This is a genomic window from Bradyrhizobium sp. USDA 3256, from assembly GCF_054058275.1.
Genome location: NZ_JBSSAE010000002.1, coordinates 4,408,595 through 4,434,692 on the forward strand (window position 1 = coordinate 4,408,595; position 26,098 = coordinate 4,434,692).

Consider the following 26,098-nt stretch of genomic DNA (forward strand, 5'->3'; position numbering starts at 1 on the left):
ACAACCATTATCCCGAGGAAACGGAAACCACGACGATGAAGAGCGTATTTGCCAGGCTTGCGAGCGACTTCCTCTCCACCATCGTCTTCCTGGTGGTCTATTTCGCCACCGACAATGTCCTGATCGCCACTGGCGTTGCGATCGCGGGCGCGATTGCGCAAGTGGTCTATGCGCGCGTCAAGGGACAGTCGCTCGGCTACATGACCTGGGCGAGCCTTGGGCTGGTGATCGTGCTCGGCGGCGCGACGCTTTTCACCAACGATCCGCGCTTCGTGCTGGCGAAGCCCGCGATCGGCCACATCGCGATCGGCGCGATCATGCTCAAGCGCGGCTGGATGCTGCGCTATCTGCCGCCGATCGTGACCGAGACGATTCCGGAATACGCCACCCTCGCCGGCTACGCCTGGGCCGGGCTGATGTTCATCCTCGCCGCCGGCACCATTGCGATCGCGGCGACCGGCGACATGAAGCTGTGGGCGTTCTACGTGTCGGTGGTGCTGGTCGGCGCCAAGATCGCCGCCTTCGCGATCCAGTATGTCGCCTTCCGCGTCCTGGTCGGAAGCCGGCTGCGCGCCGCCGCCCGCGCCTGATCGCCGCAGCCGCGAACTAGGCGCGCGCAGCAAGATGGGCTATACCCGCGCACGCGTTTTCTTCGCGCGAACGGTAGCCATTTCGCTTGAAAGCGCCTTACCTGGAGGGGAGATATCAATGGCGGTGGACGGAAACTGGAATCTCACGATGACGACGCCGATGGGCGAGCGCAAGGCGACGCTGTCGCTGGCAAGCTCGGGCGGCACGCTCACCGGCACGCAGGGCGCCGAGGGCAACTCCACCGAAATCTTCGACGGCACCGTGAACGGCGACGACGTCGCCTGGAAGGTTTCCATCACCAATCCGATGCCGCTGACGCTCGAATTCACCGGCAAGGTCTCGGGCGACGGCATCTCCGGCGAGATGGGCATCGGCCCGATGGGCAGCTTCCCCTTCACCGGCACGCGAGCGTAACCGCAGCACGCGCACTACGCATGCGCATCCTGGCATCCGTTGCCGTCATGGCGTTATCAGCCACGACGGCTTCCGCACAGCAGGCAAGCGAAGCCGAACCGGCGTGGCGCGCGAGCGCGGTCGCGCTGGTGCCGGCCGGATATGTTGCGGGCACCTCTTCCAGCACGGATGCCGCCGGCACCACCGGCTACCTCGCGGTCTATGCCGCGAGCGCAGACGACCCGAAGACGCCGGCAAGCGTCTTCGCGCCGCGTCAGATGATGGTCGTGACGCTAAGCAAGGATGGCACGCGCGCGCTGTCGGCCGAACTGAAGCCGCGCGGTCCGAGCGACATCGCTGCCGGAAACGCGGACGGGGCGGACAATGACTTTGCCGCGCGCCAGGCTGAACTTGACGCGAACCGAAACGCATTGCCCGCTGGCACCGAGCCATGCGACCTCGGCGCCTGGTCGGAGGATAAGGACCTCGCGGGCCTCAACGTGCGCGCTGAGCCGTCGGTGAAGGCACGCGTGCTCGGCAAGCTGCCGCCACCCTACCATCTCAAGATGGGCGGGGCCGAGAACACGCCGGAGAGCGGCTGGCTCACCGAGTTTCGTATCATCGGCTTCAAGGACGGCTGGTTTCTGATCGAGGGCGCGATGCCGCCGGGCAAAGCCTACGAGGATGACAAGCGCTATCCGCGCAACGCGCCAAAGCCTTATGCCGGGCGCGGATGGGTTGCCGCCAACAAGGTCGGCGCGAGCTACGCCAACGGCTACACCCGCATGGGCGGGCTGTTCCAGGCGCCCTTCGTCGATGCCAAGTGGACGCCGGCGCTGCGCAAGCTTGGCGGTGAGTTCGATACCGACGATGGTCCGAAACGCATCCTCGCCTGCAGCGGGCACTGGGCGCTGGTGGAGAGCCATGACGGCGTGCGCGGCTGGTGGCGCAGCCTGTGCTCCAACCAGGTGACGAACTGCAGTTAGAACCAGATCTGCATCGGCAGATCGTGCGCGTCACGCGGCGGCGCTTCGGGAACGCTTCCGCTTGGTTCGCGCGCAGCCAGCGCCACTGCACACGCATCCAGCACATCGTCGCGCTTCGCGCCGGTGCCGATGCGCACCTCGGTGAGCCAGCGATCGATCTCGCGGAAGCCTGATCGCTTCAGCAGCCTGCAGCGCAGCGCATCGCCCTCCTCCGACTTCTTGCGCGGCAACGGCTCGCCGCCGTTCAGCTGCAAGAACACCAGTTCGGGATGCACCTCGCGGATATCGCGCGCGGCGTTCGCGCGCACGAACGCGTCGACCTCCATGATCTTCTTGCCGAGATGCCAGAGCTGGCGCGACACGCGGGTCTGGCCGCGGCGCAGTGCTTCCGCATTCGCGAGATCGGGATCGTCAAACTGCTGCCACAGCCAGCGCCGCGCGCCGGTGAAGACGCGCGAGGTGTGCGGGCGCAATCTCACGCGCGCGAGAAGGTCGCAATCGCGCTCGCCGTCATCGGTCAGACCGATCGGGATATCGATCCCGGCGCGATCGAACGGACGCGAAAGCGCGTCCGCAATGTCGGTGTGAAAGGAAATCGTACGCCGGTCGCCGTCGATGGTAACGGCGACCCAGCCTTTGGAAAATCCGTCGAGGCCGACCGCAATCAACCCCGATCCTCAACCGAGATTCAATTCCTTGAAGAAGTCGTTGCCCTTGTCGTCGATGATGATGAAGGCCGGGAAATCGACCACCTCGATGCGCCAGATCGCTTCCATGCCGAGCTCGGGATACTCGACCACCTCGACCTTCTTGATGCAGTGCTCGGCGAGGTTCGCCGCGGCGCCGCCGATCGAGCCGAGATAGAAGCCGCCATGCTTCTTGCAGGCCTCGCGCACCGCGACCGCGCGGTTGCCCTTGGCGACCATCACCATCGATCCGCCCGCGGCCTGGAACTGGTCGACGAAGGAATCCATGCGTCCCGCCGTGGTCGGGCCGAACGCACCGGAGGCGTAGCCATCGGGCGTCTTGGCCGGACCCGCGTAGTAGACCGGATGGTTCTTGAAATAGTCGGGGAGCGGCTCGCCCTTCTCCAGCCGCTCGCGCAGCTTGGCATGCGCGGAGTCGCGTGCGACGATCATGGTGCCGGTCATCGAGACGCGGGTCTTGATCGGATATTGCGACAGCGTCGCGAGGATCTCCTTCATCGGCTTGTTGAGGTCGATCTTGACGACCTCGCCGCCAAGCGACTGCTCCACCGCGGGCAGATACTGCGCCGGATTGTGCTCGAGCTCCTCGAGATAGACGCCATCCCTGGTGATCTTGCCGAGCACCTGGCGGTCCGCCGAGCATGACACGCCGAGCCCGATCGGCAGCGAGGCGCCGTGGCGCGGCATGCGGATCACGCGTACGTCGTGGCAGAAATATTTGCCGCCGAACTGCGCGCCCACCCCCAAGCTTTGCGTCATCTTGAGGATTTCCTGCTCCATCTCGAGATCGCGGAATGCATTGCCGTCGGCCGAGCCGTGGGTCGGCAGCGCGTCGAGATAGCGCGCGGAGGCAAGCTTCACGGTCTTCATGCAGAGCTCGGCCGAGGTGCCGCCGATCACGATCGCAAGGTGATACGGGGGACATGCCGCGGTGCCCAGCGTCAGCACCTTCTCCTTCAGGAAGGCGAGCAGGCGATCCCTGGTCAGCACCGAGGGCGTCGCCTGGAACAGGAAGCTCTTGTTGGCGGAACCGCCGCCCTTGGCCATGAACATGAACTTGTAGGCGTCGTCGCCCTCGGCGTAGATCTCGCACTGCGCCGGCATGTTGTTGGCGGTGTTCTTTTCCTCATACATCGACAAGGGAGCTACCTGCGAGTATCGCAGATTGCGGCGCAGATAGGCATCGCGCGCGCCTTCGGACAGTGCGGCCTCGTCGTCGCCGTCGGTGATGACGTTGCATCCCTTCTTGCCCATGATGATCGCGGTGCCGGTGTCCTGGCACATCGGCAGCACGCCGCCGGCCGCGATGTTGGCGTTCTTCAGGAAGTCGAAGGCGACGAACTTGTCGTTATCGCTGGCTTCCTTGTCCTCGAGAATCGAACGGAGCTGCTTCAGATGGCCCGGCCGCAGATAGTGGTTGATGTCGCCGAAGGCGGCCTCGGAGAGCGCGCGCAGCGCCTCCCGCGACACCACGAGCATGTCCTTGCCCAGCACCTTCTCGACCCGGACGCCCTCGCTCGTCACCTTCTTGTAGGGCGTGGTGTCGGCACCAAGCGGGAACAAGGGTGTGTGCTTGTAGGGCGGAACGGGCTTCTGCTGGTCGGGAAAGGCTGAGGGGGCGTTCATGAGCTGCTCGTCGGTTTCGAAAGGCCGGTGCCGGCCGCGGCGCCGCCGGCAATGTAGAGCCGTTCTAAGCCTTTTTCCGACAAAGGAAAGGGAAGCGGGCCGCCTTCCAGCCATGCGCGGGACTGGCAATCCACGTGCTATGTTTCATGCCATCGTAATCCCAGGTTGCCACAACGCCGGCAAGCCGCGGAACGGCCAGGGAAACCATCAGGAAGCCATCAGGAGACCTTCATGAAGACAGCGCTTTTCGTCTGGCTCGCGGCGCTGGCCATGTTGATCGCGATCCCGACCGGCGCCGATGCCGCCCGCCTCGGCAAGCCGTGCGGCGGCCTTGCTGGACTGCAATGCAGCGGTCGCGGCCAGTTCTGCCAGTTCAAGCCCGGGACCTGCGGCCGCTTCGACCAGACCGGCACCTGCGCGTTCCGCCCGACGATTTGCAACAAGATCTTCAAGCCGGTATGCGGCTGCGACGGCAAGACGTATGGCAACGATTGCGAACGCCGGGCCGCCGGGGCTTCCAAAGCGCCGGACGGCAGGTGCGCGTCCTGACGTCGCCGTATTGACGCGCTCCGCGGGAGCCTGCATGTAACTTCGCGTACTTTCATACCGCGGGGGGTATTTCGTGACAGCATCGTTGCGCCGACGCTTGCCTTTGAGCATCCGCTCCACTCTGCCGGCCGCGCTGTTCGCGCTGGCGGCGGTTTTCGTCGCAGCGCCTGCGCATGCCGATCCCTGCGTGGACATCGCCAAGCAGCTCGCCGGCCAGATCGACGGGCTGAAGGTCAATTTCAGCGCCGCCAACATCACCTACCTCACGCACCCGGCGGCGAAGGAATTGTCGCTCGGCTGCCGCGGCAAGGATTATTCGATCGAGCTCTACGCCAAGACCGATCGCAAGATGAAGCCGGAGTTCTTCAACCTGGTGGGCTCCGCCACGGCGCTGATCTTCACCGTGCCGAAGGACGACGCCGTCACCGGCACCTCGCGCTGCCTGAAGCGCATGGGCATCTTGCGCGGCAACACCATCACGATGCGCTATCGCCGCCTCAACCTCGAATGCACCCGCAACAAGACCGACGCCTCGATCACGGTTCGCCGCGGCAACAACGAGTGATCAGGCTTCGCCGGTGATGCGCGCGATGGCGTCGAGCACCCGGCCCCATCCCGGGCTCATCATGTCGAAGGCGAAGCGGTTGCCCGGCAGCACGAAGCCGTCATGCACCATCCGCAGATGGGTACCGCCTTCGACCGGCGTCAGCGTCCAGGTGACGATCGTGTCGAGCTTCGAGCCGTATTCCGGATTGGTATCAGCGCCGCCCTTCCAGGAGTAGCGCAACAGGCGCGGCGGATCGCAATCCAGCACCTCGCAATGCACGACACCATCCCAGTCGCCCATCGGCCTGGTGTGGAAGTTGAAGCGATGGCCAACGGCCGGCACGAAATCGTTCGGCATCAGCCACTTCGCGATCCGATCGCTCGTCGTCAGCGTCCGCCAGATCTTCTCGGCCGCGTAGGGCAGCACCTTCTCGACCGTGATCGCGTGCGTCTCACCTATCGCTCACTCTCCTTCAACAGCCGTTCCAGATTTGCGAAGCGCTCGGCCCAGAACGTCTCGTAGTGGCCAAGCCAGTCGATCAGCGGACCGAGCCCCTTCGGCGCGATGCGATAATGGATATGTCGGCCCTCGCGCCGCTCGGCGACCAGCCCGGCATCACGCAGCGCGCGCAGATGTTGCGACACCGCTGGCTGCGACACCTTTGAACCCTGCACCAGACCGGTCGCGGCGATCTCGCCTTCCCGCGCAATCCGCTCGAACACCGCCCGCCGCGTCGGGTCCGCGAGGGTCTTCAACACATCGGTCAGCTGCGTGGCGGCAGGCATGAAAATATATAAGCAATTGCTTATATGATTGTCAATACAGTCGCGACGCAGGAACGCCTCGCCTGCTCCGAAAGTTGATCGCTGCGGTCGCATGTTTGCCGGGAAAACGGTGCGATAATATCGACTGGAATCGCGCGGAGCCGCTCATGATCGCAAAGCTCCTTCTGCAGAATACCTTCTTCGTCATCGCCATGGCCGTGCTGCTGTTTGCCTGCGCCGGTACGCTGCACTGGACCGGCGCATGGGCCTATCTGATCGCCTCGGCCGTGATCGGGCCGGCCTGCGGGCTGTGGCTCGCCAAGGTCGATCCCGGGCTGCTGGCCGAGCGCATGCGCCTCACCGCGCGCGAGGGCCAGCCCACCGAGGACAAGCGGTTCATGCTGGTGTTCCTGGTCGTTGCCGTGCTGTGGTTCGTCGCGATGGGGCTCGACCGGCGCTTTGGCGGCGTCAATGACGGCGTGCCGCTGATCGTGCTCGGCCTTGTGCTGTACCTGTTATCGACCGTGCTGATCCTCTGGGTGTTCCGCACCAACTCGTTCGCCGCCCCGGTCGTGAAGGTACAGACCGAGCGCGACCATCACGTCATCTCGACCGGTCCCTACGCGCTGGTCCGCCATCCGATGTATACGAGCGTGATGCTGTTCTTCATCGGCGTGCCGCTGACGCTCGGCTCCTGGTGGGGCCTCGCCTTCGTGCCGGTGTTCTTCGTGATGTTTGCGATCCGCACAGGGATCGAGGAGCGCACGCTGGTGACGGGATTGTCAGGCTACGCCGATTATGCGGCACGGGTGCGCTACCGCCTCGTGCCCGGGCTGTGGTGAGGGATCATCATGGCGGAGAGCAAGACCTACACCGGCGGTTGCCATTGCGGACAGGTCCGCTTCGAATGCACCACCGATATGGCCATGGTGACGGCCTGCAACTGCTCGATCTGCACCAAGAAGGGCCTGCACTTCGTGTTCATGCCGCCGTCGAGCTTCCAGCTTCGCGCCGGCGCCGAGAACCTCAAGGAATATCTCTTCAACCGCCATGCGATCCGCCATCAACTCTGCGTCGATTGCGGCGTCGACGTGTTCGCGCGCGGCAAAAAGCCCGACGGCACCGACATCGTGGCGCTGAATGTCAGCTGCATCGATGGCATCGACCTGTCGAAGATCGCGATGACGCCGGTGGATGGGCGGAGCCGGTGACGACAGTCATTCCGGGGCGGTCCGCAGGACCGAACCCGGAATCTCGAGATTCCCCGATGCGCAATTGCGCATCATCTGAGGTTCACGCTTTGCGCCCCGGAATGACGGTGCCTACAAATCCAGCGCCTTGTAGCGCCGGAAAATGCCCTCTTCGTTGAAGGGAATCCGCCGCTCGCTGGCCAGATACGCCTTGATGTTCGGCCGCTCGGCGACGCGACCGCGCAGCGCGATCAGCCGCGGGATCTTTTTCTCGAACGCCGCCATCCGCTTCGGAAACGCGTAGCGCAGGCCGTCCACGATCTGGAACAGCGACAGGTCGGCGTAGGTCAGCCGGCGGCCGGTGACGAACGCACCGCGGTTGGCTTGCACGAGGTCCTCGAAATAGCCGAGATATTTCGGCACCCGCGAATCCCAGAACTCCCCGGTGCGCTTCTTCGCCGGAGCCCTCTGGTCCTCGTAATACAGCGATGGCCCGAGCGGATGATGGGTATCGTGGATCTCCACCACGAAGTCCGCGATCGTCAGCTGCAGCTGGTGCACCCAGAGCTTTCCGCCCTCAGCCTTCGGCGCCAGACCGTGGCGCGCGCCGAGATAGAGCAGGACGTTGGCGGTCTGTCCGATCACGAGACTGCCGGCCTTGAGGAACGGCGGCGCAAAGGGCGGCGTGCCCTTGTGTGCCTCCATCATCTTCGTCATGGCACCCATGCCGCCCTTGGCGCGCGCGACATCGGTGTAGCCGGCGCCCGCATCCTCGAGCGCGAGGCGGACATATTCGCCGCGGCCCTGGATCATCGGCCAGTAGTAGAGCTGATAGTGCATGCACTTACCTCCGAAAACTTCGCCGCATCGGTTCGCTTCACCTCGATCGTAGCCACGCCGCGATCAGATCGTCCATCGCGCACCGCTGCCTGTGCGAACCGCACAGAGGCTGCTAAGGTTCCAACGTCGAATCTTCGATGAAGGATCATCTTATGGCGGACAGCAAGAAGAAGCGGGGCGCGGCGGATCGCGCTCTGATCGCGTTGAGCGAGTCCTACGAAGTTGCGTACTGGTCCAAGAAGTTCAAGGTCACGCCGGCGAAGCTGAAAGCCGCCGTCAAGAAGGTCGGGCACTCCGCCAAGAAGGTGGAAGCCCATTTCAAGGAGCAGCGCCACAAGGCCGCCGACCGCGCGCGGATCGCGATCAGCGAGCCCTACGAGGTCCGCTACTGGTCGAAGAAGTTCAAGGTGACCCCTGCCCGGCTCAAGACCGCGGTCGCAGCCGTCGGACATTCCTCGAAGAAGGTCGAGGCCTATTTCACGGCCAAGAAGAAAACCGCGAAGAAAAGGAAGGCTGCCAAGAAGACCGCAAAGAAGACCGTCAAGCGCAGGAAGAGCGCGATCGCACTATCCCGTCATTGAGAGGAGCGAAGCGACGAAGCAATCCATCGCTCCGCACCTACGTGCAGGATGGATTGCTTTGCTGCGCTTGCAATGACGAAGCAGATGGGCTCCCTCAGTTCGCCGCGAAGCAGTACAGCAGGCCGTCGCCGCCGGTGCTCTTCAGGTCGGCCTGCGAGCAGCCGCCGTCGGAACCGCGCGAGGGATGCGACGTGTTCCAGGATTTTGACGGCTCGTCGTCGCGCAGGCCCTTGCGGTCGAAATGCCCGAGCATCGCGGCGCCTTGCGTGCTGCTTGTCCAGTTCTTGCAGGTGCGGTCCTCGCCGGCCGCAAACGCCGTACCGTCTGCTTGCGATCCCGTCAGCACGTCGTGGCGGTTCGGCGTGTCGCCGGCACCGTTGACGACCTCGCCCTTCTCGGACAGGGCGGTCTGCTTGGTGAGATTGTTGCCGGCGCTGTGCAGGTCGGCGACGTCCTTGGCGACCACGACGCCCTTTACATTCTTCCACGGTCCCTTGCCGATACGATCGCGCGCATTCTCTGCTGCCTTGCCGTCGGCCGCCTGGGTCGAGAGATAGGCGCGCCAGGTCTTCGGCGCCCCGAAGCCGGCGGCCTGCGCCAGCGTCTGGCAGTGATTGTCGGCGCCGGCGAGCCCGCCGAGATTGCCGCCGTTGCCGATGCCGTTGCTGGTCAGGAAGAAGCTGGTGTCGGCGGTCTGCGCCGCCGCCGGCGGCGCCGCCACGACGACGAACGCAAGACAGGCCGGAACCGCAATATGCGCAACGATCTTCATCTCAATCCTCCCGATGGTTGTTATGGTCCGCTGAGATCAACCCGCAGGCCCTCCGGATATTCCGGCGCCGCGACATGTGACTGAATGCACAAAACAAAGGCGCCGCGGACCAGGCCGCGGCGCCTTGTATCTGTCATCTCCGGCAACCGATCAGTTGGTCTGCTGGATCGCCGAAAGCTCCCAATTGCCGCCGCGCTGGCGCACGAAGGTCCAAACCTCCGTGACCTCCTCCGGCTGCGTGCCGCCGCCGACCTGACGGCCGGTGCCGCGCTCGAGCACGGTGTCGACCAGCGAGTAGCGCATCGCGACCGTCGCATACTCGCTGTCGCCTTCGCGCCAGGCTTCCGCCAGATCGCCCTGCAGCAGCTTCACATTGGTCACCTTGTTGGTGACGTTGCGCGCCTTGTTCTCCTCGAGATCCTTCGAGAAGTACGACACCATCTCCGGAGTCGCGAGCGTGTGCAGCTTCGCGATGTCCTCGTTCGACCACGCGGTCTGGATGTCGCCGAGCAGCCGTTCGAACGTCTCATAGTCGCCCGGCGCGATCTCGACCGGCGCATTCGATCCGCCGCCGAGGCCGAAGCCGAAGCCCGAGCGGGCGTTCGCCTGCGGACCGGGGCCGACGTCGGGGCCACCCGCATAGGCGGCGGCCGGCGTGTTGCGGCGCTGCCACCACGACATAGCAAGGCGAACCACGAGCACGATCAGACCGATCTGCAGCAAGAGGCCGAGCATCGACGACAGGCCGCCGAGACCCGAGAACAGCCCGCCGCCGAACAGCATGCCGAACAGGCCGGCGCCAAGGAAGCCCGCGGCCAGGCCGCCGAGCAGGCCGCGGCCCATTCCGCCGCGACCGAACAGGCCGCCGGAATTCGCCGCCGCCGGCGAGCCCATGTTCGGGCTACCAGGCTGGCTGAAGGTGCGGTTCATCGGCGCAACCGAGCCCGGCGCCGTGTTGGTCGAGGGCGGCGCGGAGAATGTCCGCGAGCCGCGCGAGCCGCCGCCGCCAACGCGGGCGTCGGCCGCCGAAACGGTCATCATCACGGGCAGCGCCAGCGCCATCGCGACGGCGATCGCCCGAACAATTCCACGCGTGCGTTGCGAGAAATTCATGTTGGTTTCCTCAAAGGATTCCCCGGCATGGGGAAACGCCCCTAAGATGGGCAGGGCCGGTTAAAAGTGAAGCGGGAAACGGGAACCACGGCTGCGGCCCTCGGTCGCGGAGATGTGACACTATGGTCCTTGTGGATGCGACGCCGCGTCCTACCTCGAGATGCCGTCGAGATTCAACCGGAACAGCACCCGCCCGCCACCTCCCTGGAACAGGTGAATCCGCAACCCGCTTCGCCGCGCGGCTAATTCGCCGTCATGGTTTCCTTCACCGCGGCGACCAGCTGCGTCAGCGTGAAGGGCTTGGGCAGGAACGCGAACTGCTGGTTCTCCGGCAGGCTCTTCTCGAACGCGTCCTCGGCATAGCCTGAGACGAAGATGATCTTCAGCTCCGCGTTGCGGCTGCGCATTTCCTTCAGCAGTGTTGGGCCGTCCATCTCCGGCATCACGACGTCGGAGACGACGAGATCGACGGCGCCGTTCTTCTCCTCGAACGCCTCCAGCGCCTCGACGCCGTTCGCCGCCTCGATCACACTGTAGCCGCGCGAACGCAGGCCGCGCGCATTGAGCGAGCGCAGGCCGTCCTCGTCCTCCACCAGCAGGATGGTGCCCTGCCCGGTCAGATCCGGCTTCGGCTTGGCGGCCTCCGTGGCGGCGGCGGTTTCCTTGGCCGCACCGTTGCCGACCTGGGCCTCCGGTGCGACCTCCTGCTCCTGGCGATGCCGCGGCAGGTAGATCCGGAACGTGGTGCCGCCGCCCGGCACGGAATCGACATAGACGAAGCCGCCGGTCTGCTTGACGATGCCGTAGACCGTGGACAGGCCGAGGCCGGTCCCCTTGCCGACTTCCTTGGTCGAGAAGAACGGCTCGAAGATCTTGTCGATGATCTCGGCCGGAATGCCGGTGCCGGTGTCGGCGATCTCGATCTTCACATAGTCCGCCGCCGGCATGCCCTTGTTGGCGAGCTGGGCGGCCTCCTCGGTCGGCACGTTGGCGGTGCGGATGATCAGCTTGCCGCCATCGGGCATCGCGTCGCGCGCGTTGACCGCGAGATTGACCACCACCTGCTCGAACTGCGAGACGTCGACCTTCACCGGCCACAGGTCGCGGCCATGCACGAGGTCGAGCTTGACCTTCTCGCCGATCAGCCGGCGCAGCAGCATGGTGAGGTCGCTCAATGCATCGCCGAGATCGAGCACCTGCGGCCGCAGCGTCTGGCGGCGCGAGAATGCAAGCAGCTGCCGCACCAGCGTCGCGGCGCGGGTGGCGTTCTGCTTGATCTGCATGATGTCCTGGAACGACGGGTCAGTCGGCTTGTGCGCGTTCAGCAGGAAGTCGTTGGCCATCATGATGGCCGACAGCACGTTGTTGAAGTCGTGCGCGATGCCGCCGGCGAGCTGGCCGACCATCTCCATCTTCTGCGACTGGTTGATCTGGTTTTCCAGCGCGCGCCGCTCGGTGGTCTCGAGCATGTAGACGATCGCGGTCTCGGCGTCGCGCTCGTCCTTCTCGACGGTGGTAACGAAGAACTGGGCAAAGCGCTCCTTGGGCCCGTCGAGCATGACCTCGACCGGCGCGATGTCGCCCTGGCCCTCGGCCGCCTGGTTGATCGCGGCGATCAGCAGGCCGCGGTCGCGCGGATTGACCGCGCGGAAGATCGACTTGGCGGCGCCGCCGTCGCCGTTCAGGCCCTGCGCCAGCTTGGCATAGCGCGCATTGGCGCCGACCACATTGCCGCCGCGATCGACGGTCGCGATCGCCATCGGCGTATGGTCGAAGAAGCGCATGAAGCGCACCTCGGCGGCGCGCTCCGGATCGGAATGCTCGTCGCGGGCGCGGCTGATCACCAGCGTGCGCGAGGCGCCCGCCGCGCCGTCGGCGCCGAAGGCAAGCTTGTGATAGAGCCGCACCGGCACGGTCTTGCCGCCCCGCATCCGCAGGTCGATGTCGAACACCTCGGTCTTGACCTCGCCCGGCACCGCCGCAATCGAGGTCAACAGCGCCGCACCGTCGCCCGAGACGATGTCGGTCAGTTTCAGGCCGCCCGAGCCGATCTCGGCCAGATCGTAGTCCAGCCAGTTGGCCAGCGTGGCGTTGACATAGGCGATCTCGCCGGCCGGATTGACCGAGAAGAAGCCGCACGGCGCGTGATCGAGATATTCGATCGCGTGCCGCAGCTCCTGGAACACGTCTTCCTGGCGCTCGCGGTCGCGGGTGACGTCGGCGATCGACCAAACCGCGTATTTCGCATCGCGCTTGCCCTCGCCGAGCGGGCGTACCCTCAGCCGCAGCCAGCGGCCCTGGCCGGCCTCGTGGCCGGCGACGCGGACCTCCTCCTGCTGCCGCTTGCCCTCGCGGGCAGCCTTCAAAAGGCGGAACACGGCCTCGGAGACATCGGGGTTGCCGATGAAGACGCGCTCGACCGGACGGACGTCCTGCGGCCCGGCCGCGCCGGTCAGCGTGAGATAGGCGGCGTTGGAATAGACCACGTGGCCGCGGGAGTCGGTGACGACGAGCCCTTCCTGGGCCTGGTCGGCGATCCGCGCCATCACCGGATCATCGGTGGCACGGTCGGAGAAGCGGATGATGCCGGCGGCAAGGGCGAACAGGTTGAACAGCCCGACGGTGGCGAGCAGCGCCAGCACGCCGAGGATATAGGGCTGCGCCTCGGTGCGGCCGATGGTCATCAGCCAGACCGCCACCGCGACGATGCCGGCGGCGATCAGGACCACCAGCAGGATGCTGCCATTCCGCCGCGCTGGCCCGTGGGCCACGAACGGCTCGGTCACGGAAGGATCGTTGCTATCGGCGGTCATCTGGAGAGACATGGCTCGTCTGCATCACGAAGGCGACCGGCCGGCCACCTCGCCCCTGAGTGCCTGAATCGGACCCGAAAACGCAAGTCCATCAGGCGTCAATTTCGCAAGTTACGCGCATTTCAAGCGGGTTTTCCGCCCCTTACTGCCGCAGGCCGGACAGGCCGCGCCTCAGCCGCATCACGTAGCCGATGATTTCGGCAACCGCGTGATAGTGCTCGACCGGGATCTCCCGGTCGAGCTCGACCGTCGCATAGAGCGCCCGGGCCAGCGGCACGTTCTCCACGATCGGAATGTCGTGCTCCTTGGCGATCTCCCGGATCTTGAAGGCAAGATTGTCGACGCCCTTGGCGACGCAGATCGGCGCCGACATGCTGCGGTCGTAGGCCAGCGCCACCGAGTAGTGGGTCGGGTTGGTGATGATCACCGAGGCCTTCGGAACCTGGGCCATCATGCGCTTCTTGGCGCGCTGGACCCGCAATTGCTTGATCCTGCCCTTGACGTGCGGGTCGCCTTCCGACTGCTTGAACTCCTCCTTCATCTCCTGCAGCGACATCTTGTGACGCTCGTACCAGGTCCGGTACTGGAAGAAGTAATCGGCGATCGCGACCGCAGCGAGGATGGCCACCACCGCCGCCAGCAGGTGCACCGTCATGCCGGTGATGGCGGGCAGCAGCTCGGCCGGATCGACCCGCAGGAAGGATTCCATCCGCATCCGGTCGGGCCACAGCACCGCGACCATCACGGCGCCGAGCGCGATCAGCTTGAACAGGCCCTTCAGGAAATTCGCCACCGCCTGCTTGCCGAACAACCGCTTGAAGCCGGCGGCCGGCGAGATCTTGGAGAATTTCGGCTTCAGCTGCTCGCCCGACCACACCAGCTGGTGCTGCACCATGTTGCCCGCGATCGCGGCCAGCGCCAGCATCAGGAACGGCACGCCGATCGCGGCAACCACCGCGTAACCGAGCGACTGGGTCAGCGCCAGCAGGCCGGCGCCGTCGGTGCGGATCATCCATGAATTGGCGATCAGGTTGCGCAGCGGCATCAAGATGCCGCTGCCGATCGAGCCCGAAAAGGTCGACAGCACCAAGGTGCCGCCGGCGATCACGAACCAGGTGTTGACCTCCTGGCTCTTGACGACGTCACCTTTCTCGAGGGCTTCATCGAGACGTTTTTGCGTAGGGTCTTCTGTTTTGTCTTCGGTATCGTCCGCCACTTCTTCTCCTCCTAATTCATCGGAGCGAGCTGGCGCATGACGCCGAGGAAATAGTCGAGATAGGTGTTCATCATCGCGGCGAGCACGACGCCGAAGATCAGGAACCCGACCATGATCGAGAGCGGCACGCCGACGAAATAGACCTGCATCTGCGGCATCAGCCGCGCCAGCACGCCAAGCCCGATGTTGAAGACGAGGCCGAACACCAGGAACGGCGCGGACAGCTGCAGGCCGATCTTGAAGGCAGCGGAGAAGGCCGACGTCGCAAGCGCGGCGACATCGCCGGTCGGCATGATCTCGCCCGGCGAGAAGATGCGGTAGCTCTCGCTCAGCGCCGCAATGACGAGATAGTGGCTGTCGGTCGCAAACAGCAGCGTGAGGCCGAGGATGGTGAGGAAGTTGCCGATGATCTGGCCCTGCTGCCCCTGGGTCGGATCGACAGCGGTGACGAAGCCGAGGCCGAGCTGCTGCGCGATCACGGAACCCGCGACGTTGAGCGCCGACAGCGTCACCCGCGCGGTCGCGCCGAGCACGATGCCGATGATGAGCTCATGCACCATCAGGACGCCGAGCGAGGAGATCGACGTCAGATCGACATGATAGGCGTTGCGATGCAGGGGAAGGATGATCAGCGTCAGCAATAGCGCGATCGACAGCTTGACCCGCGCCGGGATGTTGCTCTCGCCGAAACCGGGCAGCAGCATCACCATCGCGCCCACACGCGCGAAGACCAGCACGAAGATCGCGGCCAGCGCCGGCAGCAGGGAGACATCGATGCGCATGACCGCGGCATTAGTGCATCAACCGCCGATGATTCGCGATGAAATCCGCATCATGTGGCTGGAGAGCGAGTCCGCCATGAACGGCAGCGCCAGCAGCAATGTGACGAAGATCGCGAGGATCTTCGGCACGAAGATCAGGGTCTGTTCCTGGATCTGCGTCAGCGCCTGGAATAGCGACACCACGACGCCGACCACGAGGCCGACCACCATAAGGGGCGACGACACCACCACGATGGTCCAGATCGCATCGCGCGCCACGTCGAGGGTTTCGGGGCCGGTCATTGTTGAGTTCTCGCTGTCAGTTGTTTGCACCGTCGTTCCCGGGGCGATGCAAAGCATCGAACCCGGAACCTCGAGATCCCGACTCGATGCTGCGCATCGCCCCGGGATGGCGTCGCAAGTGACGTCAGATCGGCATCTTCATGATGTCTTCATAGGCCTGGATCACGCGGTCGCGCACCGAGACCAGAGTCGACACCGCAACGTCGGTGTCGGCGACCGCCGTCACCACGTCCATCACGTTCGCCTTGCCCGAGGCCATCGCCATGGTCTGCGCGTCGGACTTCTTGCCCGCCTCCAGGACGCTGCCGACGGAGTCCTTCAGCAGCGCGCTGAAGGATGGGCCGGCGACGGCCTGCCCGGCCTTCTCGGCGCCGCCGCGCTCCATCATCTTGGCGAGGTTGGCGTAGGCGTTGGCGGCGACTGTCGGTGAAGCCATGATTTACGTTCCCTGTTCTTGTTGCGTCAGGACTTGAGGATGTCGAGCGTGCGCTGGATCATCCGCCGCGTCGCGCTGATGATGTTGAGGTTGGCCTCGTAGGAGCGCTGGGCGTCGCGCATGTCGGTCATTTCGACCATCGCATTGACGTTCGGATATTTGACGTTGCCCGAGGCGTCCGCCGCCGGATTGCCCGGCTCGTGCTTGACACGGAACGAAGACTGGTCGGGGCGGATCCGGCCCAGCGCCACGACCTGGGCGTCGAGCGTGCGATCGAGCGTGGATGAGAAGGTCGGCACCTTCCGACGGTAAGGATCGCCGCCCGCGGTCTGCGCCGTCGAATCGGCATTGGCGATATTTTCCGAGATCACCCGCATGCGTCCCGCCTGCGCGCGCAGGCCTGAGGTTGCGATGCTCATCGAGCGGGCGAAATCGCTTGTTCCATCTGCCATGGGATCCTCCTGCCGCCGTCAGGCGGGCTAACCCTTGCTCTAGCCCTTGCCGATCGCAGTCTTCAGCAGATGCAGGCTACGGCTGTAGAGCGAGGTGACGGCCGCATAGTCCATCTGGTTGGCCGACACTTTCAGCATCTGCTCCTCGAGATTGACCGCGTTGCCGGCCGGGCGGGTCTGGAACCCGCTCTTGCCGCGATCGTTGTCGAAGCTGTCGGGCGCCCCGGACGCCGCCATGTGGGTGGCGCTGGTCTGCATCATCGGCAGCGTCCCCACGCCGCCGCCGACCGTGGCGCCGGCCCGGTCGAACTTCGGCTCGACCAGGTCGCGCGGCCGGAAGTTCGGGGTGTCGGAATTGGAAATGTTCTCGGCGAGCACCCGCTGGCGCTCCTGGTGCCACTGCATCTTGGTGCGCAACGCCGACAGGATCGGGAGATCGTTCATGGCCATCGCCGCGGCTCCGTTAACCTCTGGGCTCTTCCGAGGTAGGCAGAATTTGCCCGGTGTATGGTTAACGGGTGGTTAAAATGCCGGACGGATCCGTGGAGAACGCCGCAACTGCAGCCTGCGAGCGCATTTTCGCCACGAATGCTGCGTTAACCAGCACAAACCAAGACAGTGTGGGGCACTGAGAAGTCGTTTTGGGACAAGCGATTCTTGGTTTATTAATAGAACAGTGGGCTGCAAGCCGCTGGGAATTAAGAAATAAGGCGAATCTCGGGCGCGATTCGCTGGGCAAACCGCACCTATCAATCCGCGCTCGTTGATGGCGAAAGCTGAGGAAGGCCAAGATGGCCGGGGACTCCAATATGCAGGTCATTACATTCGTCTTGGCATTCGTTGTCGTGCTGGCGCTGATCGGCGTGACCGCATGGCTCGTCCGCCGCTTCGCCGGAAACCGCCTCGGGGCCAACGCCAACCGCGGGCGCATGCCGCGCCTGGCGGTGATTGACGCTGCCGCCGTCGACGGACGGCGCCGCCTGGTGCTGGTCCGCCGCGACAACATCGAGCATCTCCTGATGATCGGCGGTCCCACCGATATCGTCGTCGAGCCGAATATCGTCCGCGCGATGCCCGCGCGCGATCAAATGTCGACCCGGCCCGCGGTCGCAGCCGATGCCGCGCCGCCGCGCGTGGCGCCGCTTCCGGATGCAGCCTGGAACGAGAGCGAAGCCGCCCGCTCCGACAATTTCGACCTTCCCGAGCCGGAGCTGCCGCCGCGTCAGACGCGGCCCTCCTTCGCCGACGAGTTGCGCCGGCCCCCGCCGCCGATCGCCGAGCGTCGCAGCGATCCGCTCGCGGGCTTCACGCCCGAACGCGGCGAGCCGCGGCCCGATCCGATGCCGCCACGTCTGCCGCCGCGCTCCGAGCCGGTCGTCCCGCGTCCGCCGCGCGCCGCCGAGCCGCCGAAGGCGCCGCCGCCGCTGCGCACAACCGAGCGCGCCGTGACGCCGCCGCCACCGCCTCCCCAGGCACCGCCGCCGGCTGCAACGCAGGGGCCTCCAGCTCCGCCGCCTCCATCGAACGCCGACGCCAATCTCGCCGAGATGGCGCAACGGCTCGAAGCGGCGCTGCGCCGCCCGACCGGCGCCGGCGAGACCGTCGCGCCGCCGGTTGCGCCCGAGGCGCCGCCGGCGCGCCCGCAGCGCAGCGAGCCGCCCGCCCCGCCCGCCGGCGGACAGAAGAGCGGGTTCGAAAATCTCGAGGACGAGATGGCCTCGCTGCTCGGCCGACCGAAGAATCCTTCGTGAGGCCAGGGGCAGTCCCGCGTAGAGTTTTTTTCATCGCTGTCCTGATCGCCGCCGGATCCCTCGCTGATCCGGCGATCGCGCAGGATATCAGCATCAATCTCGGCGGCGGCAATGGCGGCGTGACCGAGCGCGCGATCCAGCTGATTGCGCTGCTCACGGTGCTGTCGATCGCGCCGTCGATCCTGATCATGATGACGTCGTTCACGCGCATCGTGGTCGTGCTCTCGCTGCTGCGCACCGCACTCGGCACCGCCACCGCGCCGCCGAACTCGGTGATGATCGCGCTTGCGATGTTCCTCACCGCCTTCGTGATGGGGCCGGTACTGCAGAAATCCTATGACGACGGCATCAAGCCGCTGGTCGCCAACCAGATCGGCGTCGAGGACGCGTTGCAGCGCGCCTCGGTCCCCTTGCGCGGCTTCATGCAGAAGAACGTCCGCGAGAAGGATTTGAAGCTGTTCATGGACCTCTCCGGCGAGCCGCCGCCGGCGACGCCGGAGGAGATGTCGCTGCGCATCCTGGTGCCGGCCTTCATGATCTCCGAGCTGAAACGCGCCTTCGAGATCGGCTTCCTGCTGTTCCTGCCGTTCTTGATCATCGACCTCGTGGTCGCCTCGGTCCTGATGTCGATGGGCATGATGATGCTGCCGCCGGTGGTGGTCTCGCTGCCGTTCAAGCTGATCTTCTTCGTGCTGGTCGACGGCTGGGCCCTGGTCGCCGGCAGCCTGGTGCAGAGTTACGGGGGGTAGCGCCCTGCGAAACATTCATGGCCGGTCAGCTGGATCGGCCACACCGTTGCACTATCATGCGCGGCACCGCATCCAGGGAGCCGCGCCGTGCAGCAGCCATTCGACCGCGCCGCAGAAGATCTCGGCAACGCCATCCATCTCGAACATGTCAACGTGCAGGTGCCGGACCAGCGCCTCGCCACGCTGTTCTACGTCGCCGGCATCGGGCTAACCCGCGATCCCTATCTGATGGTCTCCGACAGCAACATGTGGGTGAATGTCGGCCGCAGCCAGTTTCATCTGCCGAGCGGCCGCCAGCAGGTGCTGCGCGGCCACACCGGCATCGTGATCGCCGGGCGGCAGGCCCTGCTGCAGCGGCTCGCCGCCGTCGCGCCCAAGCTCGAGGGCACCGCGTTCAGCTATCGCGAGCGCAATGATCACGTCGAGGCCATCTGCCCCTGGGGCAACCGGCTACGCTGCTTTGAACCGGACGCCGAACGGTTCGGTCGCATCGCGCTCGGCATGCCCTATGTCGAGTTCGAGGTGCCGCGCGGCACGGCCGAGGCGATCAGCAGGTTCTATCCTGAGATCATGGGCATCCCTGCCAGCATTCTGAACGGCGACGACGTCGTCGCGCGCGCAAAAGTCGGCAAGGATCAGTATCTGCATTTCCGTGAGAGCGACGCGGCGCAGGGCGAATTCGACGGCCATCACATCCAGATCTACATCACGGACTTCTCGGGCCCCTACCAGCGACTGCGCGAACGCAATCTGGTCTCCCGCGAGGACAACCAGTACCAGTACCGCTTCTGCGACATCGTCGATCCGGCCGACGGCCGGCATCTGTTCACCGTCGAGCACGAGGTGCGCAGCGCTACCCACCCGATGTATCTGCGGCCGCTGGTCAATCGCAACCCGGCGCAGACCAACCGCACCTTCGCCAACGGCTACGACCAGGCGCCTTGGGCGATGGGGCCGGACCAGTACGACGGCTGAGCGCGCGCTCTTCCGCGTCACGTCATGATCCGCAAATTCCAGCCGCGAGACGACATGCTTCCCTCCCAGCGCCATCTGTTCGAGATTCCACACGAGGTCTGCTACCTGAATTCGGCGTCCTACAGCCCGCTGCCGCTGAAGACGCTCGAGGCCGGCCGCGCAGCGGTCGGACGCAAGGGCCAGCCCTGGACCATCGATCCCGGCTTCGCCGGCCGCCAGCATGAGCGCGCCCGTAGCGCGGCGGCCCGCCTGATCAACGCCGCACCTGACGATGTCGCGCTGATCCCCGCGATCAGCTACGGCGTCGCGACGGTAGCAAAGGCGCTGAGCATTCCGCGCGGCTCACGAGTCATCGTGCTTGAGAATGACCATTCCTCGCCGGTCCTCGAATGGCACGCCCGCGCCGAGGCGCAGGGCTTCGTCGTCGACACCGTGCGCCAGCCCGCCGATGGCGACTGGACATCGGCAATGCTTGCAACGATCGAGCGGCCAGGCGCGCCGCCGGTCGGCGTCGCCTCAATCTCCTCGGTGCACTGGTCGGACGGCGGCATGATCGACGTCGACAAGGTGCAGGCCGCGCTGCGGCGGCACGGCGCAATGTTCGTGATCGACGCGACGCAGAGCGCCGGTGTCGTGGCGATGGACGTGACAAGGCTCGACCCCGACGCCGTGATGTTTCCGACCTACAAATGGCTGATCGGCCCCTACGGCCGCGCCTTCCTCTACATTGCAAAACGCCACCAGAACGGCGTGCCGCTGGAGCAGACCTCCAGCGGCCGCCGCAACGTGAATTCCGAGAACCCGGTCTATTTCGGCGATCTCGCCTATGTCGACAACGCCACGCGTTACGACATGGGCGAGCGCGATCATTTCATCACGCTGGAGATGGCCTCGATCGGCATGGAGATGATGGCGGAATGGGGCGCCGCTGCCGTCAGCGCGCGGCTCGCGATGCTCAACGAGCGGATCGCGGGCGGCGTGCGTGACCTCGGGCTCAATGTGCCGGCGCGCAGCGTGCGTGCGCCGCACATCCTGAGCCTCGGCATGGCGGGCGGCATCCCGAAAGAACTGATCGCGCGCCTCGCCGCCGAGAACATCCATGTCGCGCTGCGGCTCGGCCGGATGCGGATCTCGCCGCACGTTTTCAACGACGAGGCCGATGTCGATCGCCTCGTGGCTGTCTTGACCAAAACGTTGCGCGGTTAGCTGGACTTGTGCCGCAGTCCGACGACGCCGAACAGTTCGATCGCTAACGCGACGGCCACTCCGGCCGCGCCGATCACGAACAGCAGCGCATAGTCGCCGCCGCCGCGCGCGAACAGCCAGGACAGGCCGTAGGCGCCCGCCGCCTGGAACAGCGCGAAGGTCGTGGTGGCCTGCGCCCAGGCTGAACGCTGGCTCGCCGCGGAATGCGGGATCAGTTCGTGGATGCGGCCGATCACCAGCGGCACGATGCCGGGCGTGAAGCCGCCGACGATCAGGCTCGACACAATCAGTGCGGCGGGCGAATTCGTCACGGCAGGCAGCGCAACCGCAACGGCCTCGATCAGGAACGCCGCGCGCAGTGCTGCGGCGAAGCCGGCGCGATCGGCGAGGTGTCCCGTGAGCAACGGTCCGACCACGGCGCCGATGCCGTACAGCACCCAGTAATGCGATCCCGCCGCGATCCCCTGCCCGAGCCCACGCGCGACGAAATCGACCAGGAACACCATGTGCGGCACCAGCGCCAGCGCGTTGAGGCCATATTCCAGGCACAGCGCGATCACCAGCGGCGAGCGCACGCCGTGCGACGCGACGGACTGTTCCGCAACGCCTCGCGCGGCGGGAGCTTCGGCGGGCCACGCCTTCCAGCTGATCAGTGTCAGCACCGCCGACAGCACGCCAAGGCCGTACCAGGCCTGCTTGACGCCCTGTTGCAGCAACAGCGGCACCAGCGTGCCGGACGCGGCGACGCCGAGGCCAACGCCGGCGAAGATCACGCCGCCGATCAGGCCGCGCTTGCTCGGCGCGGTATGCGGCAGGATCGCCGTTGCCGCCAGCACCATGATCACGCCGCCACTGACGCCGGCGAGAAAGCGGAAGCCGAAGAACCAGACGAAGGAGATCGGCACCGCGCAGGCAAAGCAGGTGATCGCGGCGAGCACCATCATGCCGCGCAGCGCCCACACCGAGCCGATCCGCGCGCCGAGATCGCGGGCGATCAGCGCGCCGGCGAGATAGCCGGCAAGGTTGGCGGCACCGAGATAGACTGCTTCCGCCGGCGTGAACCACTTTGCGGCGATCAATGCCGGGATCAACGGCGTGTAGGCGAAGCGCGCCAGTCCGAGCCCGACCAGCGAGGCGCACAGCCCCGCGGCCGCGGACAGCCACAGCGGCCCGCCGGCATCGCGGCGCGGCTCGGCGTGATGGCGCCGGTGGTGATCGACATTGGCTGACATGGACATCGCAGTAGGCCCTCCGGCCGTTCATGAAAAATGATTAGTTGCGATCGCAGCAATCGCTCGCAGCGATCACGGCTCACCTCTCCCGATCGGGGAGAGGTGCACATTCGGTTTGGGGAAAGCCTTCAGCGGGAAGATTTGGACGCCGCAGCTGCAGCGAGCTTCTTGCGATAGTCCAGCGCGGGCAACCCGCCCCAACCCCAATTGTCGGTGTCGACTTCCTCGATGACGACGAACGTCGACTCCATGGGCTTGCCGAGCACATCGCGCAGCAGCTCGCTGGCGCCCTTGATCAGTGCCGCTTTCTGCTCCGGCGTGGTGGACGAGGCACCCGGCGCCGTCCCCTCACGCGTGACCTGGATGGTGACGATAGGCATGGCACTCTCCGGACCGTGCTCGTTAATGACCGGCGCTCTGGCCGCCGTCGACATGCAGGATCTCGCCGGTGACGAAGCCCGCGCCTTCCAGGAACAGCACGGCGTCGACGATGTCCTTGGCTTCGCCCATGCGTCCGACCGGATGCTGCTTGGCGAGGAAGTCGTGCGTTGCCGGCGCGTGCATCGGTGTCCTGATCACACCGGGCGAGACCGCGTTCACGCGGATGCCCTTGGCGGCATATTCGATCGCGAGTGACTTGGTGGCGGCGTTCAGGCCGCCCTTGGTCAGCGAGGCCAGCACCGAGGGAACGTTGCTGTTGGCGTGATCGACGAGGCTGGTCGTGATCTGCACGATGTGTCCGGATCCCTGCTTCACCATCTCCCTGGCGGCGCGGCGGGTGATGTAGAAGAAGCCGTTGAGATTGGTCGCCAGCACCTGCGCGTAGTCCTGGTCGGTGTAGTCGGTGAACGGCTTGGCCAGGAAGATGCCGGCATTGTTGACCAGCGTGTCGATGCGGCCGAAGCGCCCGAGCGCCTGCTTGACGATGCGGTCGGCAATTTCGGGATCGCCGATGTCGCCTGCGACGGTCAGAACGTCGCTGTCGGTCGACGGCTTGATGCTGCGGGAATTGGCGACGACGCGCCAGTTGCGGTCGCGATAGCCCTTGACGATGGCCTCGCCGAGGCCCTGCGACGCACCGGTGATGATGGCAACCTTCTGCTCTGCACCCATGATCTCTCTCCATCTGTTGCTGAAGCGACCCAGTGCCGCTTCGATGGAGAGCAAGCTAGATACATCCGCTTTCCGCGCGAATGCCCGCTATTCGGCAGACACTCTTCCGCGGCGCGAACGAATGGCGCCAGCCTTGCTGGCCTCGCGCGACAGCCGCTCGAAATAGCGTTTCAGCCGCGGCGTCGCGAAATCGACGAAGGCGCGCACCTTGGGCACGTCGAAGCGGCCCTGCGGCGCCAAAAGATGCACCGGCAGCGGAGGATGCTCGTCGCCGGCGAGCAGGATCTGCAACCGCCCGTCACGGATTTCCTCGGCGATGTGATACGAGAACAGCCGGGTGACGCCGTGTCCTTCGCTGGCCGAGGCCACCGCCGCGCGCACCGTGTTGACGACCAGCCGCGGCGTGAACTGGACCGCGCGCGCGATCTTCGACTTCGCGGCCGGCGGGAAGCTCCAGGAGTCGAGCCCGAAATGCGTCATGGCGATGATCTGGTGCTTCGCCAGATCAGCCGGCTCGCTGATCAGCGGATGCTGCGCGAGATAGCCGGGCGATGCCGCGACCACGCGGCGCACCTCGCCGAGCTTGATCGCGATGAAACTGGAATCGGCGAGATGGGCGATGCGCAGCGCGACGTCGATCCCCTCGTCGATCAGATTGACGGTGCGATCGAGCATCACGAGCCGTACCGACACCGCCGGATAGTCCGTCATGAAGGCATCGAGCACCGGCCGCAGCACGTCCTCGCCGACCACGACGGGCGCGGTGACGGTCAGCGTGCCGCGCGGCACCGACCGCTCGCCGCCCGCCGAGATATCGGCTTCCTCGAGCTCGCTGAGGATACGACGGCATGCGGCTGCATAGCGCTGGCCGGCATCGCTCAGCTTCAGCGAGCGCGTCGTGCGATGTAACAGCTCGGCGCCGACATGATGCTCAAGGAAAGCGATCGCCCGGCTGACCGCTGCCGGCGAGCGCCGCAACTTCCGCCCGGCACCGGCGAGGCTGCCCTCGTCGACCGCCGCAACGAAGACCTTCATGGCGTCGATGCGGTCCATCGATCCCCCCGCTTCGCGGTCGCCGTTACTCCTTCACGTCATATTGCTTGCTGAGGTGGTCGCCGATCTGCACCAGCATCGCGACGCATTCGGGATAGCCGGGCCTCGCCGCCGTGGCGTCATTGGCGCTGGCGCGAAACTCCCAGCTGTCGCCGTCGCGCAGCACGGAGATATCGATTCCGTCGGGGCAGTCGGCATGGGCCCTCAGCTCGGCCCGCGCCATCGCGATGAGTTCGGCTTCGGTCTTGGTCGGCTTGCTCATGTAACGACGTCCTCCCGGCGCTGTGCAACGGACGCCATGGTTGCCGATTTGACGGCAGGATGTCGAGAGCACGCGTGCGATCACAACCAGTTGCAATTGACAAAAAGCTCGTCCCCGGCGAACATTTGGCAGGGTCGATACCACCCGCCGCTTGCACCCCGCCCCGGGGACGGTGAAGGTATCAAGCCATGTTTCAGGCTTCCTTTGCCCGCACGAACGGGTCAGCAACGCAAGCCCCTGACGCTTTCCGTTCGTCGATGCAAAGGTTGATCCCATGCGCGACTTTCGTGATGCCAAGACCATGGCGCAGACGCTACGCGATGCGCTCGGCGCCAAATCGATCCCCCTCACCCACAGCGACAGCCTGGAGCTGATCGCCAAACTGTTCGGCCAGCGCGACTGGAACACGCTGGCGGCGCGGATACAGGCCGCCGGCGGATCTGCCGATGTGCCGGCTTCCGCTCCGAGATCGCCGCCGGCCGCGGTGCGGCAAGAGATCGCAGTCGCTGCGGCGGTGCTCGACCGCTATGCGGGCTTCTACCAGCTCAGCGAGCAGGCCGTCCTCAGTGTGATGCGCGAGGATCACCACTTGGCTGTACAGCTCACCGGGCAGCGTGCCGTACCGTTCTTTGCGGAGAGCCAGACCGAGTTTTTAGCCAGGGAGGTCGACGCGCAGATCAGCTTCGTCATCGCGGCTGACGGTCAGGCGACGTCACTGATCCTGCATCAAAATGGCGACAAGCCGATGCCTCGCATTAGCGCTGCAATCGCGAAGCAGATTGCGAATCGCACCGCGGAGCGTGTGAAGAACCAGTCGCCGGCTCCCGGAACCGAGGCCGCGCTCCGCCGCCTGATCGAGGGGGTCGCCTCGGGACAGCCCGACTATGCGGACATGGCCCCCGCGCTCGCCGCGGCGACCCGCGAGCAATTGCCACACCTGCAGCCTTTCCTCGCCGACCTCGGCGCGATCGAATCGACCCGCTTTCTCGGCGTCGGCGCGCAGGGCGAGGATGTCTACAGTGTGCGGCACGCCGACGGTGCCTCGCATTGGCGGATCGCGCTCGACGCGAATGGGATCATCTCGACCGCGTGGGTGTCTGCCGGGCCGTGAGCCCTG

Annotated in this window: 32 protein-coding genes; 13 read left to right on the plus strand and 19 right to left on the minus strand. The window is 65.6% G+C overall.

Features of this window, described 5'->3' with window-relative positions; all coding sequences use genetic code 11:
• Positions 1–35: 35 nt before the first annotated feature.
• The 3 genes from ACVWY5_RS22715 (at position 36) to ACVWY5_RS22725 (ending at position 1,970) form a co-directional block, all read left to right on the plus strand.
• Complete coding sequence (locus ACVWY5_RS22715; RefSeq protein ID WP_028337137.1) at positions 36–590, plus strand: inner membrane-spanning protein YciB; 555 nt, start codon at positions 36–38, stop codon at positions 588–590.
• Positions 591–708: 118 nt separating this feature from the next.
• Positions 709–1,005, plus strand: coding sequence for a hypothetical protein (locus tag ACVWY5_RS22720; protein WP_028337138.1), 297 nt, complete (start codon positions 709–711; stop codon positions 1,003–1,005).
• 20 nt (positions 1,006–1,025) lie between these two features.
• Positions 1,026–1,970 carry a hypothetical protein gene (locus tag ACVWY5_RS22725; RefSeq protein WP_028337139.1) on the plus strand — a complete coding sequence of 315 codons (945 nt, stop codon included), beginning with the start codon at positions 1,026–1,028 and terminating at the stop codon, positions 1,968–1,970.
• On the opposite strand, the gene ACVWY5_RS22730 is transcribed toward ACVWY5_RS22725, so the two are convergent.
• Positions 1,967–2,638: a DUF429 domain-containing protein gene (locus ACVWY5_RS22730; protein ID WP_028337140.1), complete on the minus strand. Its 672-nt coding sequence runs from the start codon at positions 2,636–2,638 to the stop codon at positions 1,967–1,969. The genes ACVWY5_RS22725 and ACVWY5_RS22730 overlap by 4 nt on opposite strands.
• 9 nt (positions 2,639–2,647) lie before the next feature.
• The gene (locus tag ACVWY5_RS22735) at positions 2,648–4,303 is read right to left on the minus strand and encodes a fumarate hydratase (RefSeq protein WP_028337141.1); all 1,656 of its coding nucleotides are present in this window, start codon (positions 4,301–4,303) and stop codon (positions 2,648–2,650) included.
• Positions 4,304–4,534: 231 nt separating this feature from the next.
• Between ACVWY5_RS22735 and ACVWY5_RS22740 the strand changes: the two genes are divergently transcribed.
• Positions 4,535–4,852 carry a Kazal-type serine protease inhibitor family protein gene (locus ACVWY5_RS22740; protein ID WP_028337142.1) on the plus strand — a complete coding sequence of 106 codons (318 nt, stop codon included), beginning with the start codon at positions 4,535–4,537 and terminating at the stop codon, positions 4,850–4,852.
• 103 nt (positions 4,853–4,955) lie between these two features.
• The gene (locus ACVWY5_RS22745; protein ID WP_050387631.1) at positions 4,956–5,417 is read left to right on the plus strand and encodes a hypothetical protein; all 462 of its coding nucleotides are present in this window, start codon (positions 4,956–4,958) and stop codon (positions 5,415–5,417) included.
• On the opposite strand, the gene ACVWY5_RS22750 is transcribed toward ACVWY5_RS22745, so the two are convergent.
• Together ACVWY5_RS22750 and ACVWY5_RS22755 are read right to left on the minus strand one after the other, a co-directional pair.
• Positions 5,418–5,858: an SRPBCC family protein gene (locus ACVWY5_RS22750; RefSeq protein WP_028337144.1), complete on the minus strand. Its 441-nt coding sequence runs from the start codon at positions 5,856–5,858 to the stop codon at positions 5,418–5,420. It lies immediately after the preceding gene.
• Positions 5,855–6,184 (minus strand): metalloregulator ArsR/SmtB family transcription factor, encoded by a 330-nt coding sequence (locus tag ACVWY5_RS22755; protein ID WP_028337145.1) that lies wholly within the window; start codon positions 6,182–6,184, stop codon positions 5,855–5,857. The genes ACVWY5_RS22750 and ACVWY5_RS22755 overlap by 4 nt, the downstream gene beginning before the upstream one ends.
• A 146-nt stretch (positions 6,185–6,330) precedes the next feature.
• Between ACVWY5_RS22755 and ACVWY5_RS22760 the strand changes: the two genes are divergently transcribed.
• Together ACVWY5_RS22760 and ACVWY5_RS22765 are read left to right on the plus strand one after the other, a co-directional pair.
• Positions 6,331–7,005: a methyltransferase family protein gene (locus ACVWY5_RS22760; protein WP_028337146.1), complete on the plus strand. Its 675-nt coding sequence runs from the start codon at positions 6,331–6,333 to the stop codon at positions 7,003–7,005.
• A 9-nt stretch (positions 7,006–7,014) separates the two neighbouring features.
• Positions 7,015–7,374 (plus strand): GFA family protein, encoded by a 360-nt coding sequence (locus ACVWY5_RS22765; RefSeq protein ID WP_016844775.1) that lies wholly within the window; start codon positions 7,015–7,017, stop codon positions 7,372–7,374.
• Positions 7,375–7,485: 111 nt separating this feature from the next.
• Here the strand turns inward: ACVWY5_RS22765 and ACVWY5_RS22770 are convergent, their stop codons facing one another.
• A complete protein-coding gene (locus ACVWY5_RS22770) occupies positions 7,486–8,193 on the minus strand; it encodes a glutathione S-transferase (RefSeq protein WP_028337147.1) in 708 nt (235 codons plus the stop codon).
• Positions 8,194–8,345: 152 nt separating this feature from the next.
• On the opposite strand from ACVWY5_RS22770, the gene ACVWY5_RS22775 reads away from it, so the two are divergent.
• A complete protein-coding gene (locus tag ACVWY5_RS22775) occupies positions 8,346–8,774 on the plus strand; it encodes a DUF3606 domain-containing protein (RefSeq protein WP_028337148.1) in 429 nt (142 codons plus the stop codon).
• A gap of 94 nt (positions 8,775–8,868) precedes the next feature.
• Here ACVWY5_RS22775 and ACVWY5_RS22780 read toward each other — a convergent pair whose 3' ends face one another.
• The 9 genes from ACVWY5_RS22780 to flgB form a co-directional block, all read right to left on the minus strand.
• Positions 8,869–9,546 (minus strand): hypothetical protein, encoded by a 678-nt coding sequence (locus tag ACVWY5_RS22780; RefSeq protein ID WP_028337149.1) that lies wholly within the window; start codon positions 9,544–9,546, stop codon positions 8,869–8,871.
• Between the two features lie 150 nt (positions 9,547–9,696).
• Positions 9,697–10,659 carry a Tim44 domain-containing protein gene (locus ACVWY5_RS22785; protein WP_028337150.1) on the minus strand — a complete coding sequence of 321 codons (963 nt, stop codon included), beginning with the start codon at positions 10,657–10,659 and terminating at the stop codon, positions 9,697–9,699.
• Between the two features lie 242 nt (positions 10,660–10,901).
• A complete protein-coding gene (gene cckA, locus ACVWY5_RS22790; RefSeq protein ID WP_028337151.1) occupies positions 10,902–13,472 on the minus strand; it encodes a cell cycle histidine kinase CckA in 2,571 nt (856 codons plus the stop codon).
• 142 nt (positions 13,473–13,614) lie between these two features.
• On the minus strand, positions 13,615–14,688 hold the full coding sequence (gene flhB, locus ACVWY5_RS22795; protein WP_028337152.1) for a flagellar biosynthesis protein FlhB: 1,074 nt from the start codon (positions 14,686–14,688) through the stop codon (positions 13,615–13,617).
• An 11-nt stretch (positions 14,689–14,699) separates the two neighbouring features.
• Positions 14,700–15,470: a flagellar biosynthetic protein FliR gene (gene fliR / locus ACVWY5_RS22800; RefSeq protein ID WP_016844767.1), complete on the minus strand. Its 771-nt coding sequence runs from the start codon at positions 15,468–15,470 to the stop codon at positions 14,700–14,702.
• Positions 15,471–15,488: 18 nt separating this feature from the next.
• The gene (fliQ, locus tag ACVWY5_RS22805) at positions 15,489–15,752 is read right to left on the minus strand and encodes a flagellar biosynthesis protein FliQ (RefSeq protein WP_016844766.1); all 264 of its coding nucleotides are present in this window, start codon (positions 15,750–15,752) and stop codon (positions 15,489–15,491) included.
• Positions 15,753–15,876: 124 nt separating this feature from the next.
• Positions 15,877–16,188 carry a flagellar hook-basal body complex protein FliE gene (fliE, locus tag ACVWY5_RS22810; RefSeq protein ID WP_016844765.1) on the minus strand — a complete coding sequence of 104 codons (312 nt, stop codon included), beginning with the start codon at positions 16,186–16,188 and terminating at the stop codon, positions 15,877–15,879.
• Between the two features lie 26 nt (positions 16,189–16,214).
• Positions 16,215–16,640 carry a flagellar basal body rod protein FlgC gene (gene flgC / locus ACVWY5_RS22815; protein WP_018272466.1) on the minus strand — a complete coding sequence of 142 codons (426 nt, stop codon included), beginning with the start codon at positions 16,638–16,640 and terminating at the stop codon, positions 16,215–16,217.
• A gap of 39 nt (positions 16,641–16,679) precedes the next feature.
• Positions 16,680–17,090, minus strand: a complete 411-nt coding sequence (flgB, locus tag ACVWY5_RS22820) for a flagellar basal body rod protein FlgB (RefSeq protein ID WP_028337153.1) — start codon at positions 17,088–17,090, stop codon at positions 16,680–16,682.
• A 359-nt stretch (positions 17,091–17,449) separates the two neighbouring features.
• On the opposite strand from flgB, the gene ACVWY5_RS22825 reads away from it, so the two are divergent.
• The 4 genes from ACVWY5_RS22825 (at position 17,450) to ACVWY5_RS22840 (ending at position 21,321) form a co-directional block, all read left to right on the plus strand.
• Complete coding sequence (locus tag ACVWY5_RS22825; protein ID WP_028337154.1) at positions 17,450–18,391, plus strand: flagellar biosynthetic protein FliO; 942 nt, start codon at positions 17,450–17,452, stop codon at positions 18,389–18,391.
• Positions 18,388–19,140, plus strand: coding sequence for a flagellar type III secretion system pore protein FliP (fliP, locus tag ACVWY5_RS22830; protein ID WP_028337155.1), 753 nt, complete (start codon positions 18,388–18,390; stop codon positions 19,138–19,140). The genes ACVWY5_RS22825 and fliP overlap by 4 nt, the downstream gene beginning before the upstream one ends.
• An 87-nt stretch (positions 19,141–19,227) precedes the next feature.
• Positions 19,228–20,115, plus strand: a complete 888-nt coding sequence (locus ACVWY5_RS22835) for a hypothetical protein (protein WP_028337156.1) — start codon at positions 19,228–19,230, stop codon at positions 20,113–20,115.
• A 54-nt stretch (positions 20,116–20,169) separates the two neighbouring features.
• Positions 20,170–21,321, plus strand: a complete 1,152-nt coding sequence (locus ACVWY5_RS22840; protein WP_028337157.1) for an aminotransferase class V-fold PLP-dependent enzyme — start codon at positions 20,170–20,172, stop codon at positions 21,319–21,321.
• Here ACVWY5_RS22840 and ACVWY5_RS22845 read toward each other — a convergent pair.
• From ACVWY5_RS22845 to ACVWY5_RS22865, 5 genes are all read right to left on the minus strand, one after another.
• Positions 21,318–22,559 (minus strand): YbfB/YjiJ family MFS transporter, encoded by a 1,242-nt coding sequence (locus ACVWY5_RS22845; RefSeq protein ID WP_244978496.1) that lies wholly within the window; start codon positions 22,557–22,559, stop codon positions 21,318–21,320. The genes ACVWY5_RS22840 and ACVWY5_RS22845 overlap by 4 nt on opposite strands.
• Before the next feature lie 122 nt (positions 22,560–22,681).
• On the minus strand, positions 22,682–22,933 hold the full coding sequence (locus ACVWY5_RS22850) for a tautomerase family protein (protein ID WP_028337158.1): 252 nt from the start codon (positions 22,931–22,933) through the stop codon (positions 22,682–22,684).
• Positions 22,934–22,955: 22 nt separating this feature from the next.
• Entirely contained in the window at positions 22,956–23,666 is a 711-nt protein-coding gene (locus tag ACVWY5_RS22855; protein WP_028337159.1) for an SDR family NAD(P)-dependent oxidoreductase, read from the minus strand.
• A gap of 87 nt (positions 23,667–23,753) precedes the next feature.
• Complete coding sequence (locus tag ACVWY5_RS22860; RefSeq protein ID WP_028337160.1) at positions 23,754–24,719, minus strand: LysR family transcriptional regulator; 966 nt, start codon at positions 24,717–24,719, stop codon at positions 23,754–23,756.
• A gap of 25 nt (positions 24,720–24,744) precedes the next feature.
• Positions 24,745–24,981, minus strand: a complete 237-nt coding sequence (locus ACVWY5_RS22865; RefSeq protein ID WP_028337161.1) for a hypothetical protein — start codon at positions 24,979–24,981, stop codon at positions 24,745–24,747.
• Between the two features lie 301 nt (positions 24,982–25,282).
• Between ACVWY5_RS22865 and ACVWY5_RS22870 the strand changes: the two genes are divergently transcribed.
• A complete protein-coding gene (locus tag ACVWY5_RS22870) occupies positions 25,283–26,092 on the plus strand; it encodes a glyoxalase superfamily protein (RefSeq protein WP_430648910.1) in 810 nt (269 codons plus the stop codon).
• Positions 26,093–26,098: the final 6 nt, after the last annotated feature.